13 protein-coding genes are annotated in these 13,649 nt (G+C 65.2%); 10 read left to right on the top strand and 3 right to left on the bottom strand.

Annotated elements, in window-relative coordinates:
- Positions 1 to 8: 8 nt before the first annotated feature.
- A complete protein-coding gene (locus QE494_RS10165) occupies positions 9 to 1,652 on the bottom strand; it encodes a lipid II flippase MurJ (RefSeq protein ID WP_300042982.1) in 1,644 nt (547 codons plus the stop codon).
- A 118-nt stretch (positions 1,653 to 1,770) separates the two neighbouring features.
- On the opposite strand from QE494_RS10165, the gene lysS reads away from it, so the two are divergent.
- The 6 genes from lysS to QE494_RS10135 all read left to right on the top strand — a co-directional run bounded on the left by lysS (position 1,771) and on the right by QE494_RS10135 (position 6,982).
- The gene (gene lysS, locus QE494_RS10160) at positions 1,771 to 3,300 is read left to right on the top strand and encodes a lysine--tRNA ligase (protein ID WP_300042979.1); all 1,530 of its coding nucleotides are present in this window, start codon (positions 1,771 to 1,773) and stop codon (positions 3,298 to 3,300) included.
- 22 nt (positions 3,301 to 3,322) lie between these two features.
- Entirely contained in the window at positions 3,323 to 3,568 is a 246-nt protein-coding gene (locus tag QE494_RS10155; RefSeq protein ID WP_300042976.1) for a hypothetical protein, read from the top strand.
- 45 nt (positions 3,569 to 3,613) lie between these two features.
- Positions 3,614 to 4,909 (top strand): MFS transporter, encoded by a 1,296-nt coding sequence (locus QE494_RS10150; protein ID WP_300042973.1) that lies wholly within the window; start codon positions 3,614 to 3,616, stop codon positions 4,907 to 4,909.
- 109 nt (positions 4,910 to 5,018) lie between these two features.
- Positions 5,019 to 5,309: a CopG family ribbon-helix-helix protein gene (locus QE494_RS10145; RefSeq protein ID WP_300042971.1), complete on the top strand. Its 291-nt coding sequence runs from the start codon at positions 5,019 to 5,021 to the stop codon at positions 5,307 to 5,309.
- Positions 5,297 to 5,587 carry a type II toxin-antitoxin system RelE/ParE family toxin gene (locus tag QE494_RS10140; RefSeq protein ID WP_300042969.1) on the top strand — a complete coding sequence of 97 codons (291 nt, stop codon included), beginning with the start codon at positions 5,297 to 5,299 and terminating at the stop codon, positions 5,585 to 5,587. The genes QE494_RS10145 and QE494_RS10140 overlap by 13 nt, the downstream gene beginning before the upstream one ends.
- 246 nt (positions 5,588 to 5,833) lie before the next feature.
- Entirely contained in the window at positions 5,834 to 6,982 is a 1,149-nt protein-coding gene (locus QE494_RS10135; protein ID WP_300042966.1) for a Fic family protein, read from the top strand.
- 34 nt (positions 6,983 to 7,016) lie between these two features.
- On the opposite strand, the gene QE494_RS10130 is transcribed toward QE494_RS10135, so the two are convergent.
- Positions 7,017 to 7,529 (bottom strand): type II toxin-antitoxin system YhaV family toxin, encoded by a 513-nt coding sequence (locus QE494_RS10130; RefSeq protein WP_300042964.1) that lies wholly within the window; start codon positions 7,527 to 7,529, stop codon positions 7,017 to 7,019.
- Positions 7,526 to 7,855 carry a type II toxin-antitoxin system PrlF family antitoxin gene (locus tag QE494_RS10125; protein ID WP_300042961.1) on the bottom strand — a complete coding sequence of 110 codons (330 nt, stop codon included), beginning with the start codon at positions 7,853 to 7,855 and terminating at the stop codon, positions 7,526 to 7,528. The genes QE494_RS10130 and QE494_RS10125 overlap by 4 nt, the downstream gene beginning before the upstream one ends.
- Before the next feature lie 226 nt (positions 7,856 to 8,081).
- On the opposite strand from QE494_RS10125, the gene QE494_RS10120 reads away from it, so the two are divergent.
- The 4 genes from QE494_RS10120 to QE494_RS10105 all read left to right on the top strand — a co-directional run.
- Complete coding sequence (locus QE494_RS10120) at positions 8,082 to 9,851, top strand: fatty acyl-AMP ligase (protein WP_300042959.1); 1,770 nt, start codon at positions 8,082 to 8,084, stop codon at positions 9,849 to 9,851.
- Between the two features lie 66 nt (positions 9,852 to 9,917).
- A complete protein-coding gene (locus tag QE494_RS10115) occupies positions 9,918 to 12,542 on the top strand; it encodes a thioester reductase domain-containing protein (RefSeq protein ID WP_300042957.1) in 2,625 nt (874 codons plus the stop codon).
- A gap of 56 nt (positions 12,543 to 12,598) precedes the next feature.
- Positions 12,599 to 12,946: a hypothetical protein gene (locus QE494_RS10110; protein WP_300042955.1), complete on the top strand. Its 348-nt coding sequence runs from the start codon at positions 12,599 to 12,601 to the stop codon at positions 12,944 to 12,946.
- Positions 12,947 to 12,980: 34 nt separating this feature from the next.
- Positions 12,981 to 13,649, top strand: a 669-nt coding sequence (locus tag QE494_RS10105) for a 4'-phosphopantetheinyl transferase superfamily protein (protein WP_300042953.1), incomplete at its 3' end; no start/stop codon positions are given.

Genomic DNA, 13,649 nt, shown 5'->3' with positions numbered 1-13,649 from the left:
AGGCCCCCTCAGGCGCCCCTGCCCCGAAGCGTCTGCCGCAGAGGGCCGGCGGCGGCCCAGGCCGCGGCCAGCACACCGAGCGCGGCGAGCACCGCCAAGGCCAGGCGCCAGGCCGGCGCCGGCAGCAGCTGCGTCACCCAGGGCGCGAGCCAGGCCACCACCGCGAGTGCGGCCAGCGCCGCGCCCATGGACGCCCATGGGAGGAGACGCCGCACAGCGCCGCCCATGGCTGCCAGCACGCCCAGGGCGACCATGCCAAGTACGGCGCAGAGTGCCGCCATCAGGAAGGCCGCGCTGCTTGAAGCCAGCGACCCCAGCGCGAGCAGCACCGCCAAGCCCAGCGCATGCCAGAGGGCTGCGGGCCGCAGCCGAGCCTGAGCGGCCAGCACGGTCAGGCCCACCGCCGACACCGCCTGGGGCAGCAGGCTCCAGGCGCCGATGCGGCTCCACTCGGCCACCTGCGCCAGGCCGGCCGGGTCCATCCGGCCCCAGCCAAAAAGCAGACGGGCGGCGACATCGGCCGCCAGCAGCAGGCCGGCGCAGGCAGCGCAGGCCAGGGCAAAGGCCAGGCCAAAGGCCGCCTGCACCGGCGCCCGGGTGCCGGGTTGATCCAGGCCCGCAGCCACCGCCCGCGCCACCCGCGGAAACGCCAGGGTAGCCACCAGCTGAATGGCCAGCATGAGCGGCAATTCGACCAGCTTCCAGGCGTAGTTGAAAACCGCCAGCGCGCCCTCCCCCTCGGCCGAGGCCAGGGAGCGGGCGGCAAAGGGCAAGGCCAGCGGCAGGCCGGCGGCAAGGATGGCCCAGACCCAGGCGGGCGGAGGTGGCAGGGGCACCGGCGCCTCCGGCAATGGCGCGACCACTGGCGCGACCAAGGGCGCGACCAAGGGCGCGACCACTTGGGCGCGTCCCTCCCGCCAGGCCTGCCAGGCCAGGCGCAGGCCCATGGCGGCCAGCAGTCCCAGGCCGAGCGCCAACACCGCGCCATCGGCGCGACCCGCGCCCGCATGTCCCGGCGCGCTCGCCATGCTGCTCCCGAGCATCCACCCGGCAAAGCAGATCGCCGCCACCAGCGTGCCATTGACCACCAGGTTGGCCCCGTACAGGCCCACCGCATCGCCCTCGTGCTGCAAACGGGTCGCCCACAGGGCAGCGAGCAGGGCGGGAGCGAGCGCCAGCGCGCTCCAGATCAGGCCGGATGCGGCCGGTGACATCGCCGAGAGCCCCGCAGTTGCCATACCGGCCCCGGCGGCTCCCGAATCGGTCGAAACACCGGGCACAGCGAGCCCGGTCAATGAGGCTGGCAGGCCGGGCGCCAACCACCCCAGCACCGCCTGCGGCGCCAGCATCAGGGCAGCCACCGCCACCAGGCCCAACGCGAGCCCCAGGCCCAGCACCACCCGCGCCACCCGGCGCTGGCTCGCCGCCACCTGCGCCGCGCTGCGCCCAGCCCAAGCTGGCACCAGCACATAAGACAACGCGCCACTGGCCAGCACCCCGGTGATCCAGTCTGGCAGCGTGAGCATCAGCACCGCCAGGTCGGCCAGGCCGGTGGCGCCAAAGGCGGCAGCCTGGGCCGACTCACGCAGCAGCCCCAGCAGCCGGCTGGCCACCAGCAGCAGCAGGGAGATCGCGCCGGCCTTGAGCAACATGGGGGGCATTATCCCGGCCGGGCATGGGCAGGCAGGCGCCGGCCGGGGGCCGCGCCCCGAAAAACTAGAATCAGGGGTTTGGCCGGGCCCCTGCCCTGCCTCCAGCCCAAGCACCCTCATGTCCGAACAAGCCACCCCCCAAACCGCCGTTGACGAGAACCAGCTGATCGCCGAGCGCCGCGACAAGCTCAAGGCCCTGCGTGAGGTGCAAAAAAACGGCGGCCCGGTGGCCTTCCCCAACGACTTCAAGCCCACCGACCATGCCACCGCCCTGCACGAGGCCCACGGCTTCAAGGAGGCGCCCACGCTGGAGGCGGAAAAGCTGCCAGCCCGCATCGCCGGCCGGATGATGCTCAAACGCGTCATGGGCAAGGCCAGCTTTGCCACCTTGCAAGACGGCACCGGGCGTGTGCAAATCTACGTCACCCGCGACAGCGTGGGTGAAGAGGTCTACGCCGCCTTCAAGCATTGGGATCTGGGCGACATCGTGGCCTGCGAGGGCCACCTGTTCAAAACCCGCACCGGCGAGCTCTCGGTTCACGCCACCTCGGTGCGCCTGCTGACCAAGAGCCTGCGGCCGATGCCGGACAAGTTTCACGGCATTCACGACCAGGAAGTGAAGTACCGCCAGCGCTATGTGGACCTGATGACCGACGAAGACGCCCGCAAGCGCTTCATCGCTCGCAGCAAGGCCGTGACCGGCATTCGCGAGTTCATGGTGCAGCACCACTTCCTCGAGGTGGAGACGCCCATGCTCCACCCGATTCCTGGTGGCGCCAACGCAAGGCCCTTCACCACCCACCACAACGCGCTGGACCAGCAGATGTTCCTGCGCATCGCGCCGGAGCTGTATCTCAAGCGTCTCATCGTCGGCGGCTTTGAGCGGGTGTTCGAGATCAACCGCAACTTCCGCAACGAAGGCATCTCGGTGCGTCACAACCCCGAGTTCACGATGATGGAGTTCTACGCGGCCTACTGGAACTACCGCGACCTGATGGACTTCACCGAGGCCCTGGTGCGTGACGCCGCCGTCAAGGCCGCGGGCACGCTGCAACTGACCTACGGCGGCAAGCCAGTCGACCTGGCCGAGCCCTTTGCCCGCCTGACCATCCGCGAAGCCATTGCCACCCACACCGACGCCGGCGCTGGCGCCGATGACCGCGAGTGGCTGATCCCGGCGCTGAAAAAGCTCGGACTCAGCGAAGAAAAGCACCGCCTCTCCACCCGCACCCTCGCCAGCCTGCAGGTGCTGTACTTCGAAGAAACGGTGGAAGAAAAGCTCTGGCAGCCCACCTTCATCATGGAGCACCCCACCGAGATCTCGCCGCTGGCCCGCGCCAACGACGAGCGCCCCGAGGTGACCGAGCGCTTTGAGCTGTACATCACCGGCCGGGAGTTCGGCAACGGCTTCTCAGAGCTGAACGACGCCGAAGACCAGGCGGCGCGCTTTCACGCGCAGGTCAACGCCAAGGACGCCGGCGACGACGAGGCCATGTTCTTTGACCACGACTTCGTGCGCGCGCTCGAGTACGGCATGCCGCCCACCGGCGGCTGCGGCATCGGCATTGACCGCTTGATGATGTTGCTGACCGATTCGCCCAGCATTCGCGATGTGATCCTCTTCCCCGCACTGCGGCGCGAGGTCTGACCCCTTCGAGACGGAGCGCTTCATGGGCATTTGGATCGAGCTTGGCGTCTTCCTGCTGGCCCTGGCCTGGGGCCTGTGGCAGTTGCATGACCTGAAGCAAGAGCGCCGCAAGCGCGAGCAGCGTCAGCGCGAGGAGGCGGCAGCAGCCGCAAGTCTGGCGACGAACCCGGTGGCACCTCCCGATGCCGCACCCGCTGCCCCAATCGCCGACCAGGGCCAGCCTGCCACGACGGCCGGCTCGCCCAAGCCCCCCAGCCCGGACGCCTGAGCGCCCGCCCAAGACACCGGCCACGGGTACAGGCGGACTGCTCACATGACCACCCCGCCCAGCGTCCGCAACGTCTTCCTTCTGGGCACCGCCCAGACCCTGGCCTGGGCCTCCACCTACTACCTGCCCGCGGTGCTGGCCGCCGCGATGGCCAAAGACACAGGCGTCGACACGCCCACCGTCTTTGCCGCCTTCACCATGGCCTTGCTGGTCTCGGCTGCCGTCGGCCCCTGGGCCGGACGCGCCATCGACCGCCGCGGTGGCCGGCCCGTGTTGGCAGGCACCAGCCTGGTGTTTGCCACCGCGCTCGTGCTGCTGGCGCGGGCCGAGGACGGCTTTGGCCTCTTCCTGGCCTGGGCCGTCATGGGCATCGGGATGGGCAGCGGCCTGTACGAGGCCGGCTTTGCCACCCTGGTGCGGCTGCACGGGGACCAGGCGCGGTCGTCCATCACCGGCATCACCTTGCTCGCCGGCTTTGCAAGCACCGTGGGCTGGCCACTCTCGGCCTGGATGGAATCGCAATGGGGTTGGCGCGGCGCCTGCCTGGGCTGGGCCGCGATGCACCTGCTGCTGGGGCTGCCGCTCAATCTGTTGCTGCCGAAGGCGCAGCCGCTGGGGGCGTCTGCCGGAGCAGAGCCCGCCACCCCGCCTGCTGACACCGGCGTGGCCAGCACCGATCGAGCCGCAGCCACGATCGCCGCCTCTCGCGCCGACGACGGCCCACCTGGCGGCCACCCAGCTGCAGCAGATGCACAAGGCACACCCACACCCGACCGGGGCCTTCGCACCGTCCTCCTGCTCTCCTTCGTCTTTAGCGGCTCCCTCTTCGTGAGCACCGCCCTCGCCTCGCACCTGCCGCAGTTGCTGATGGCGAGCGGGGTGAGCCTGGCCGCCGCCGTCGCCCTGGGTGGCCTCATCGGGCCGGCGCAGGTGGCTGCAAGGGTGCTGGAGTTTGGTGTGCTGCAGAAGTTGCACCCGCTGCTCTCGGGCCGCATCGCCTCGGCCCTGCACCCGCTGGGCGTGGCGGTGCTCTTGGCCTTTGGTGCTCCCGGTGCGGCAGCCTTTTGCCTGCTGCATGGCGCAGGCAACGGCATCCTCACCATTGCCAAGGGCACCATGACCCTGGCCATCTTCGGCGCCCAGGGCTACGGCCAGCGCCAGGGCCTGCTGCTGGTGCCGGCGCGCATTGCGCAGGCGCTGGCGCCTTGGTTATTTGGCCTCGCGCTGGCGCGCTGGGGCTTGGGCAGCCTGTACCTCTCGGCGGCGGTGGGCGTGGCGATGGTGGGGGCCTTGATGATGCTGCGGGCTACGCCTGCAGACGCGGATCCAGATGCGCGCTAACAGCTCTCAGGCAAATAGCCGAACCCACAAGGCCTAGGCGCAGATTGCGATCGATAACGCAGCGTAGTATCTTCAGGTATTACCAAGTAATACTCTTCCGGAGGATGTCATGGCTGTTGCTAGCGTTCGACCTGTCGCGATCAAGATCGACGACGACACCAAGGCTCGCGTGAAGCGTTTGGCAGACGCGCGCCAGCGTACACCGCACTGGCTGATGCGAGAGGCGATCACCCAATACGTCGACCGGGAAGAAAAGCGGGAAGCGTTTCGTCAAGACACTGTGCAAGCGTGGGAGGCCTTTCGCGCCACCGGCCAACACGTGACAGCAGAGGCAGCAGATGCCTGGCTCGCCGAGCTGGAGCAGGGCAACGACCTTGATCCGCCAGCATGCCGCAGCTGATTTGGTCGCCCCAGGCCCTGCTCGATGTGCAGCGCCTCTATCGGTTTCTCGCCTCGAAGAATCAGGACGCGGCTACGCGAGCTGCCTCTGCCATTCGCCAAGGTGTCCGAGTGTTGTCCCTACAACCTGGCCTGGGGAGGCCCGTCCTGGACATGGATGACGAATTCCGTGACTGGATCGTCGATTTTGGCGACAGCGGCTACGTGGCACGCTACAGGCTGGATGCGCAGCACATCATCATCCTTGCAGTGAGGCATCAGAAGGAAGCCGGTTTCTGAGTTTCACTGAGCGAGGGGTCGGCGTACTTGCATTCAGACGGCAGCGGATACCTTGGCGATTCGACCTCGCGCTGGCGCGCTGGAGCTTGGGCAGCCTGTACCTCTCGGCGGCAGTGGGTGTGGCAATGGTGGGTGCCTTGATGATGCTGCGGGCCACGCCTGCCCAGACGAAAGCGCGGAATTGAGCGCCCGAGCCAAATTAAAGAATGGTTTAATTTGGCCAGCCTCAGTTAAAGCGGGCTTTCAATGACACGACACACCGGAACCTACGCCTCCCCTACCACCTTGGGTGAGTCGGTGCGGGCGTTTGTGCCCCACCCCTTGCCACCGTCTGAGCCAGCCCTGATGCCAGAGGTTTATGCGGACCCCAACCGAAGAGCCGAACTGGCGCTGGCGCGTCTTGAGGGGGTGTCTGGCTTGGTCCCCTCGGTGGACTGGCTGCTGTATGGCGCCATCCGCAAGGAGGCCTTGCTCACGTCGCAAATTGAGGGAACGCAAGCCACCCTGATCGACTTGTTCGACGAGGAGGCGGGCTTCAAGGTCAGCAACATCGACGATGTGGAGGAGGTGACCAATTACCTGCGTGCCTTCCGATGGGTGCAAGAGCAATTGCGCGATCCCAAAGGATTGCCCATGAGCGTGCGTTTGCTGTGCGATGCCCACCGCCTGCTCATGGACGGTGTGAGAGGCGCAGGCAAGCAGCCTGGAGAGCTGAGACGGTCGCAAAACTGGATTGGTGGGACCCGGCCGGGCAATGCTGCATTTGTACCGCCCCCGCCGGACCACGTCGCGGCCTTGCTGGCCGATATGGAGCGCTTCATCCACGTGGGCGGAACCGAGTTTCCGCCGCTGGTCCGCGTAGCGCTCATTCATGCACAGTTTGAGACCATCCATCCGTTTTTGGATGGCAACGGCCGCATCGGCCGCTTGCTGATCGCAGCCCTGTTTGAGCAATGGCGTCTCCTGCATGAGCCTTTGATGTACCTCAGTGGCTACCTCAAGCAACACCAATCTGAGTACTACCGGCGGCTGTCGAACATCCGCTCTGGGGGAGACTGGGAGTCCTGGGTGACTTTCTTCCTGGATGCGGTGGCGGTGGCCGCCGGAGATGCAGAGCGCAACGTCATTGCAGTGGCTTCCCTGGTCGCCGCCGACCGCAAGCGCTTGCTGCAATCGGCCAAGGCAGGACCGGCAAGCTACCGTCTGTTCGAAATGCTACCGATGATGCCGCGCTTCACAATCGAGCGCGTGCGCCAACAACTCGAGACAAGTTTTCCGACGGCAACGGCTGCGGTCAAGGCACTGGAAGACCTGGGTATCGTGACTGAAGTGACGGGCCAGAAGAAGAACCGGAGCTACAGCTATCAGCCCTACGTGGACCTGCTGTCGCGGTAGAAGTCCGCACTCGCGTTGATCGGCGCGGACTTCATCACTCCAATCGCTTCAGCGACGCCATGCTGGACTGCATTCGCTTCGCAGCAGACTGAGACTCTTTCAGCAGCTGATCCCAATCGTCCGGCGGGTGTCCGCTGTCAAGCATCTTCCCGAACACTCGGTAGGCATCGTCTCCGCTGTCATAGGCACGTTTGCTGTCCTCATCGTTCACCCAGGCCAGCACGATCACTTGGCTGGGCGCGTGGTAGCGAAAGAACAGGCGGTATTGCTGGAAAAACTTGGCCCGGAACCAGTGCTTGTAGTCGTCGCCCAGCGTGCTGCCTTGTCGGTACTCTGGCCTCGCCGGGTCTTGCGGGATGACATCGACTGCCAATTTGGCAACCGCTGCCAGTCGCTTGCTGGCGTTCTTTTTCACATACCCGCCGGGGTCTTTTTTCCTGAGTCGCTCGACCTGCTGGACCAGGCCTTCCAGCTGCGCGAGAAACAGCGGGTGCGCGAAGACCGTCCAACCGTGAATGAGCAAAAGCGCGGGCTTGCCGCTGTTCATTCATCGTCCGCCGACAAGGGTGCGTCGAGATCGACGTCGATGCCACCAGTCAGCGATTGAATGCGCTGCACCAGGGCGGGGTCGATGACCTTCAGTCGCTCCGGATGGTTGGCGATGTCGTCTGCCAGGAAATTCAAGAACTGACCGAGCACCGGGTCGTGCGCTTCAGAGGCATCAACGCGCGTCATCACCACTTCGCCCCCCGGGCGGATGGTGTATTGAATCTTGTCTCGCTTGCCGAGTCGAAGCGCGCGACGCACGGTCTCGGGCACCGTGGTCTGGTAGCGGTCGGTCAGGGTGGATTCGACTTCTAGCGTGGCAGGCATGGCGCGCTCCGGGGAAAGAGGGAATGCCGAAGATGGTAATGCAATCGCCTTGCCTTTGGGGTGGATGATGAACTCAACCAAAATAGCCACATAAAATTACTTTCAAATTTCTGTTGATATTTTTGTATTCATCTGTAGGATTGCCCGCTAGCTGATGAGTTGGCTCACCAGCCAAGCCGGGGCAAAGCGGTAGGCCCTGCTCGCCACCTGTCGATTGCCTCGGATCATGAACGCCAGGACCTTTTTCGACCTGGAGGACGGCGCCGCCTCCTCCGCCAATTTCCACTTCAACAGCTACGTCGACGTCCTCGGCCACCATGCGGCACTCCGCGGGGACCAGCTCGCACTGACCGAGTTGCCCAACCTCAAGGACGAAGGGCGCCGCTACACCTACGCGGAGGTTGACCTCCGCTGCCGAGCCATCGCGGCGAAGCTGCAGGCCTTGGGCGCGGCCGGCGAGCGGGCTCTGCTGGTCTTCGACAACGACGCCGACTACCTGCTCAGCTTTTTGGCCTGTGCCTACGCGGGGGTGATTGCCGTGCCCTTGTTCGCGCCAACCCAGCGCAATCATGTGGCGCGCTTCAAGGCAGTGGCGGCCGATTGCGGCGCGCGCTTGCTCCTGACCAACTTCAGCGCCAGCGAGCGCCAGGGTCGCTTGGGGCTCGGCGAGGCCGACTTCCCGCCGCTGCTGCGGGTGGCGGTCGATGCAATCGACGACGCGATGGCCGCAGCTTGGTACCCGCATCACCCCGCGGCCGACGAGTTGGCCTTTTTGCAATACACCTCTGGCTCGACCGGTATGCCCCGCGGCGTGATGGTCACGCACGGAAATTTGATGTACCAGGGGCGGTACATCCAGACCCACTGCGAGCTGCGCAGTGAGGATCGGGCACTGTCCTGGCTACCCCTCTACCACGACATGGGTCTCATCGTCGGTGGTCTACAGCCCTTGTTTTGCGGCATCCCGCTGTGGCTGTCAACGCCGAATGCCGTGGTCATGCACCCAGAGCGTTGGCTACGCGCCATCAGCCAGCTGCGCATCACCCACGCCGGTGCGCCCAATTTCATCTACGACCTGTGCTGCAACAGCGTGCAGTTGGACCGGCTGGCCGATGTCGACCTGTCTTGCTGGGCGGTGGCCTTCAATTCGGCCGAGCCGATACGGCAATCGAGCATCGAGCGATTCACACGCACTTTCGCAGCCCTGGGCCTGCCGCCTACCTCGCCCAACCCGGCTTATGGCTTGGCCGAGGCGACGCTGGCGGTGAGCATCAAGCCGCGCGACGGCAATCCCGTCTTCCACTCCGCGGATGCTGCCCAGCTGTCGATGGGCCAGGTCAAGGCGCCCCATGAGGGACGGCCCGAACGCCACCTGGTCAGCTGCGGCAAAGTGGCACTGCAGACGCGGGTGGTCATCGTGGACCCGGACACGCACGCACCCTGCCTGGGCGGGCGAATCGGCGAAATCTGGGTGGCCGGCCCCACCGTGGCCAAGGGGTACTGGGGGCGACCCGAGCAGAGCCATGACACGTTCGAGGCCCGCACCCTGAGCGGCGAAGGCCCCTTTCTTCGCACCGGCGACCTGGGTTTTCTCGACGAAGAGGGCGAGCTGTATGTCACCGGCCGGGTCAAGGACCTGATCATCGTCGCCGGCAAAAACCACTACCCGCAGGACATCGAAGAGACGGTGGAGTCGGCCAGCCCTGCGATCCGCCCGCATGCGGTGGCGGCCCTGGCGGTCGATGGCCTTGCAGGCGAGGCCGTGATGGTGCTGGCCGAGGTGCACCGGCGCCTTTCGGCTGACTTCGACCCCCTGCTCACAGCACGGGCGATACGCACGCGTGTGGCGCAACACCACCAGGTGCCAGTGGCCGAGGTGGTGCTGCTCGAGCGGGGGCAGCTCCCCATGACCACCAGCGGAAAGATCCAGCGCCGCGCCTGCCGGGAGCTGCTGCAGTCCGGAGCACTGCAGGTCATTGGCCGATTTGATTCCTAAGAAAAAAATGCGCACGTGCGTAGGGGTCACCTTAGCACGAGCTCCCTGGACCACCGGTTGCCCAACATGATCCTCAACACCATTGACCATCTCGCCCCGCAACGACCATTCGCCGAATTCAGGGACTGGCTCCGCCATGAAATTAGCAAATGTACCGACCTATCGATCAGCGAGGTCGACTTCAGCCGATCGATCCATGAGCTGGGCATGAGCTCGGTCCATGTGGTGAGATTGGCCGGAGAGATTGAGGAACTTCTCTCAATCGATGTCGAGCCAACGGCTTTCTACGAATTTGAGTCAGTCGATCAACTGTGCGATGAGTTGCTCGGGATGCAAGAGCGCCGCAAGCGCCGCGACGCGCCAGGCGCGAGCCTCAAGCAAACCTTGGTTGTCGCAGCCACTTTCACCGCAGCGCCTCTGGGCGACGCGTTGCGCTTCCTACTAAAACGCATGGACCGGCCTTGCGAGGTCACCTGTGCACGCTACAACCAAGTACTAGGGGAACTTCGCAACTCGCAAGGCCTGGTCGGCAGCACATCGCAGGGAATGGCGGCGCTCGTGATCCGACTGGAGGACCTGCTTCGCTCCAGCGCAGAACCGGCAACACCGGAAGATGCAAGCTCTCTGGTCAATGAGCTACTGGACGCCTTGCGTGCCGCCGCCCATCGCAGCCGCATCCCGCTGCTTATCGTGCTGGCACCGCATTCACCCCAGGCGGTGAGCCGATTGGGCCTGTTGAATCAAATGGACGCACTGGATCAGGCCCTGATCGATGGCACCAGCGACCTTTCTAATGTCCATGTGGTCGACCTCCGTCGCATTGACCAGAACTACAAGATCACCGCACTCTTTGACGAAGCGCGAGATGCGCAGGGGCACATTCCCTTCACACACGCATGTTTTATGGCCCTGGCCACGGAAATCGTGCGACGCTACGCCGCCCTGATCTCCAGTTCAGCCCCGGGCATCACGATGGGCGGTGACCCGCTCGGGGGCGTACAGGCCTCGGCCGAGCTCGCGATGCTTCCCCGCACGGGGCGGGATATTGACAACCTGGCGCAGCAGCTCCTGCGCGCGGGAAGCAACCAGCGCCCAGCGCTGCCCACCGAGTACGCCACCCCCCGCACGGTTTGGGAGCAGCGTCTGTGCGCGATCTGGCGCAGCGTGCTTCAGATCGACCCCATCGGCATCCACGATGACTTCTATGCGCTGGGAGGCAACGTCCACACTGCAGCAGCGGTCCTCGAGCGCAGTTGGGAATTTGGTGCACCGAGAAAGATTTCGCTGCAGTTGTTAGAGGCACCTACTATTGCCCACCTCGCCCGAGCCATTGAGGTGGCGCGAACCGGCGACCTTCCCGCCCCGCCAAGCGGCGGCTATCGCATGGCAGAAGAAGGCCGGCTAGATAAAAGTATTTCAATCGCGGGCAGCGATCCCAGCACCTACAACACGCCCATGCAGCGCGTGCTGCTCACGGGCGCTACCGGATACCTGGGGGCGTTTCTCCTGCATGAACTGCTCAAACAGACCCAAGCCCATATCGTCTGCCTGGTGCGCGCGCGCACTGCCGAAAATGGGCTCGCGCGCGTGCTGTCGAACCTGCGGAATTACCAGCTGGAGACAACCGATGCCAGCGCCCGGCTGTCGGTCGTACCGGGCGATATGAGCGCGCCCTTGTTAGGGCTGACACCAACGCGCTTTGCCGCCCTGGCCGCAGACATCGACACAATCTTGCACAGCGCCGCGTCGGTGAACTTCGTCCATCCCTACCAGTATCTCAAGGCCACCAATGTCGACGCGACCGAGCACCTGCTTCGGCTGGCCTGTGCCGATGCGCCACGCCGTATCCAATTCCACTACGTCTCCACCCTGGGCGTGGTGATGTCAAACGGCTATGACCGAAAGACGCCGATCCCAGAAACCAGCCCCTTGCTCCACGGAGAGGATCTTCTCAACGGCTACGAGCAAAGCAAATATGTCAGTGACAAGATGGTCTGGACGGCTTTTCAAGAGCGAGGTATCCCGGGCGCGATCTATCGACCGCCGCTCATAAGCGGCCTGTCGGACGGCACCTATCACAAGCTCGACGAATTTCTTCCGCAAGTCTTCAAGGGCTGCCTGCAGCTGCAATGCTTTCCAGCACTCGATAGCCTCTGGGAGGTGGCACCGATCGACTTCGTGAGCAAGTCCATCGTCCACATCGCACAAGCGCCAAAGAACCTGAACCGGGCCTACTTCATCACTCACCCCGACAGTCGTTCGGTCTCAGACTACATCGACTGGCACCAGAAGGCAGGCTTCGTACTCAGAGCCGTTCCCTGGGAGATCTGGAAGAAGGAATTCCTAGATCTCGGACCAGAAATGATTCGGAAAAACGCCCTGGCGCCCTTTGTCGACTTCATCGAGGCCATGTCACAAGCGCAGGTTTTCTTCCCGCTCGTGGACAGCCGCCAATTCCGCGAGGCGATCCAAGACCTCGCCTTCGTGCCACCGCCAGCGCTCAAGCTGCTCGAGCGCTACACCCGCCACTTCATCAGCAGCGGCTTCTATGACGAGGTGCCAGGAGTGCTAGCAGAGCTCAAGGCACCCTCTCGAGACAAGGCGGTGCAAGGCGTCGCAACCGCCAGCGCCGGCGCGACTGCGATCGTGGCGGGGAACCAGTCCGGAAGATCCGCGTCTGGCCCACCCTGACTGGACGAAAGGCTGGGGTTCGCCCCGCCCACGTCAACGAAACCGAGGCCTACTACATGCTCTGGAACGACCCGGTACGTGGCCTGTCGATGGTGGTGCGCTATGTCCTGTTCCACGACCCCAGCCAGGAAGCACTGGTGGTCGAGGTCTGGCGTTGGTTCCTGGATCGCCAACAGGCCGGGCGCGACGTCGCCGTGCGCCAGCGATACTCGATCGGCCGGGCCGAGTCGATCAATGGTGAAGACGTACGCCTGCGCGTCGGACCCTCGGGCTGCGGTGCGCAACGCGTCTGGGGCGAGGTTCGGCACGGCAACGACCGCGTCGAGTGGGACTGGACGGTGGACACCCGCCAGGCCGGCAACCCGGCGGTCACGCGGGAGTTCCGAATCATGCGGACGCGCTAAGGCCTACGCGCGCTTTAGACTCAAAACAATCGCGATGGAAAAGGCGCTGAACCTACCGCCCAACCGGGCTGGCCATGCCTGGTGGTGCCATGCCAACTTGGCGACCGCAGGGGCGCTGCGCAGGCGCTTCGAGACGGCCACCGACGCGGACGACTACCGCGACCGCCTGGGCATGGCCCAGGTCCGCTCCCTGTCTGGCCGCGCCCTGTTGCGTGGCCTGCTGCACCAGCAGTTGGGCGCCTGGTGGTCACACGCCCCCGTGACCCATTTGGCCTCGGGAGCTCCGATCCTGCCGGATCTCCCCGGCTGCGCGATCAACGTAAGCCACAGCGGCGACCAGGTCGCAGCGGCTGCCTGCCCCGGCGTTCCCGTGGGCATCGATATCGAGTGGGTGGACGTGACCTTTGGCATGGCGCCAGTGGCTCGGCGCTTCTTCCATCCGCGCGAGGTCCGGGCCCTGGCTCGAATGCCCGCAAAACTTCAACGCACCGCCTTCTTTGCCTGGTGGGCGGCCAAAGAGGCTGTCGCCAAGTGTCTGCAGCAGGGCCTGACCCTGCCGCTAGCCTCCTTTGTCATTCCCAACCCGCTGGGCGCCGGCCCGGCGCTGGGGCTGGACACACCCGTCTGGGTAGTGGCCCTTCCAGCCCCACCCGGCTACCGAGCGGCGCTGGCCTGGCAGGGCCATTACCGCAGCCTGCCGTGT

Source organism: Ramlibacter sp. (assembly GCF_029866045.1).
In the GTDB taxonomy this organism is placed as follows: Bacteria; Pseudomonadota; Gammaproteobacteria; order Burkholderiales; family Burkholderiaceae_C; genus Ramlibacter.
The sequence above is the reverse complement of the archived record's forward strand: the minus strand, read 5'-3'. Positions and strand labels throughout refer to the sequence as shown.

What these genes read in the sequence shown, in the direction of transcription:
- QE494_RS10130 (WP_300042964.1), bottom strand. Translation starts at nt 7,529, where the DNA reads ATGAACAGCGGCAAGCCCGCGCTTTTGCTCATTCACGGTTGGACGGTC.
- QE494_RS10155 (WP_300042976.1), top strand. Translation starts at nt 3,323, where the DNA reads ATGGGCATTTGGATCGAGCTTGGCGTCTTCCTGCTGGCCCTGGCCTGG.
- QE494_RS10110 (WP_300042955.1), top strand. Translation starts at nt 12,599, where the DNA reads ATGCTCTGGAACGACCCGGTACGTGGCCTGTCGATGGTGGTGCGCTAT.
- QE494_RS10145 (WP_300042971.1), top strand. Translation starts at nt 5,019, where the DNA reads ATGGCTGTTGCTAGCGTTCGACCTGTCGCGATCAAGATCGACGACGAC.
- QE494_RS10165 (WP_300042982.1), bottom strand. Translation starts at nt 1,652, where the DNA reads ATGTTGCTCAAGGCCGGCGCGATCTCCCTGCTGCTGCTGGTGGCCAGC.
- QE494_RS10120 (WP_300042959.1), top strand. Translation starts at nt 8,082, where the DNA reads ATGAACGCCAGGACCTTTTTCGACCTGGAGGACGGCGCCGCCTCCTCC.
- lysS (WP_300042979.1), top strand. Translation starts at nt 1,771, where the DNA reads ATGTCCGAACAAGCCACCCCCCAAACCGCCGTTGACGAGAACCAGCTG.
- QE494_RS10135 (WP_300042966.1), top strand. Translation starts at nt 5,834, where the DNA reads ATGACACGACACACCGGAACCTACGCCTCCCCTACCACCTTGGGTGAG.
- QE494_RS10150 (WP_300042973.1), top strand. Translation starts at nt 3,614, where the DNA reads ATGACCACCCCGCCCAGCGTCCGCAACGTCTTCCTTCTGGGCACCGCC.
- QE494_RS10140 (WP_300042969.1), top strand. Translation starts at nt 5,297, where the DNA reads ATGCCGCAGCTGATTTGGTCGCCCCAGGCCCTGCTCGATGTGCAGCGC.
- QE494_RS10115 (WP_300042957.1), top strand. Translation starts at nt 9,918, where the DNA reads ATGATCCTCAACACCATTGACCATCTCGCCCCGCAACGACCATTCGCC.
- QE494_RS10125 (WP_300042961.1), bottom strand. Translation starts at nt 7,855, where the DNA reads ATGCCTGCCACGCTAGAAGTCGAATCCACCCTGACCGACCGCTACCAG.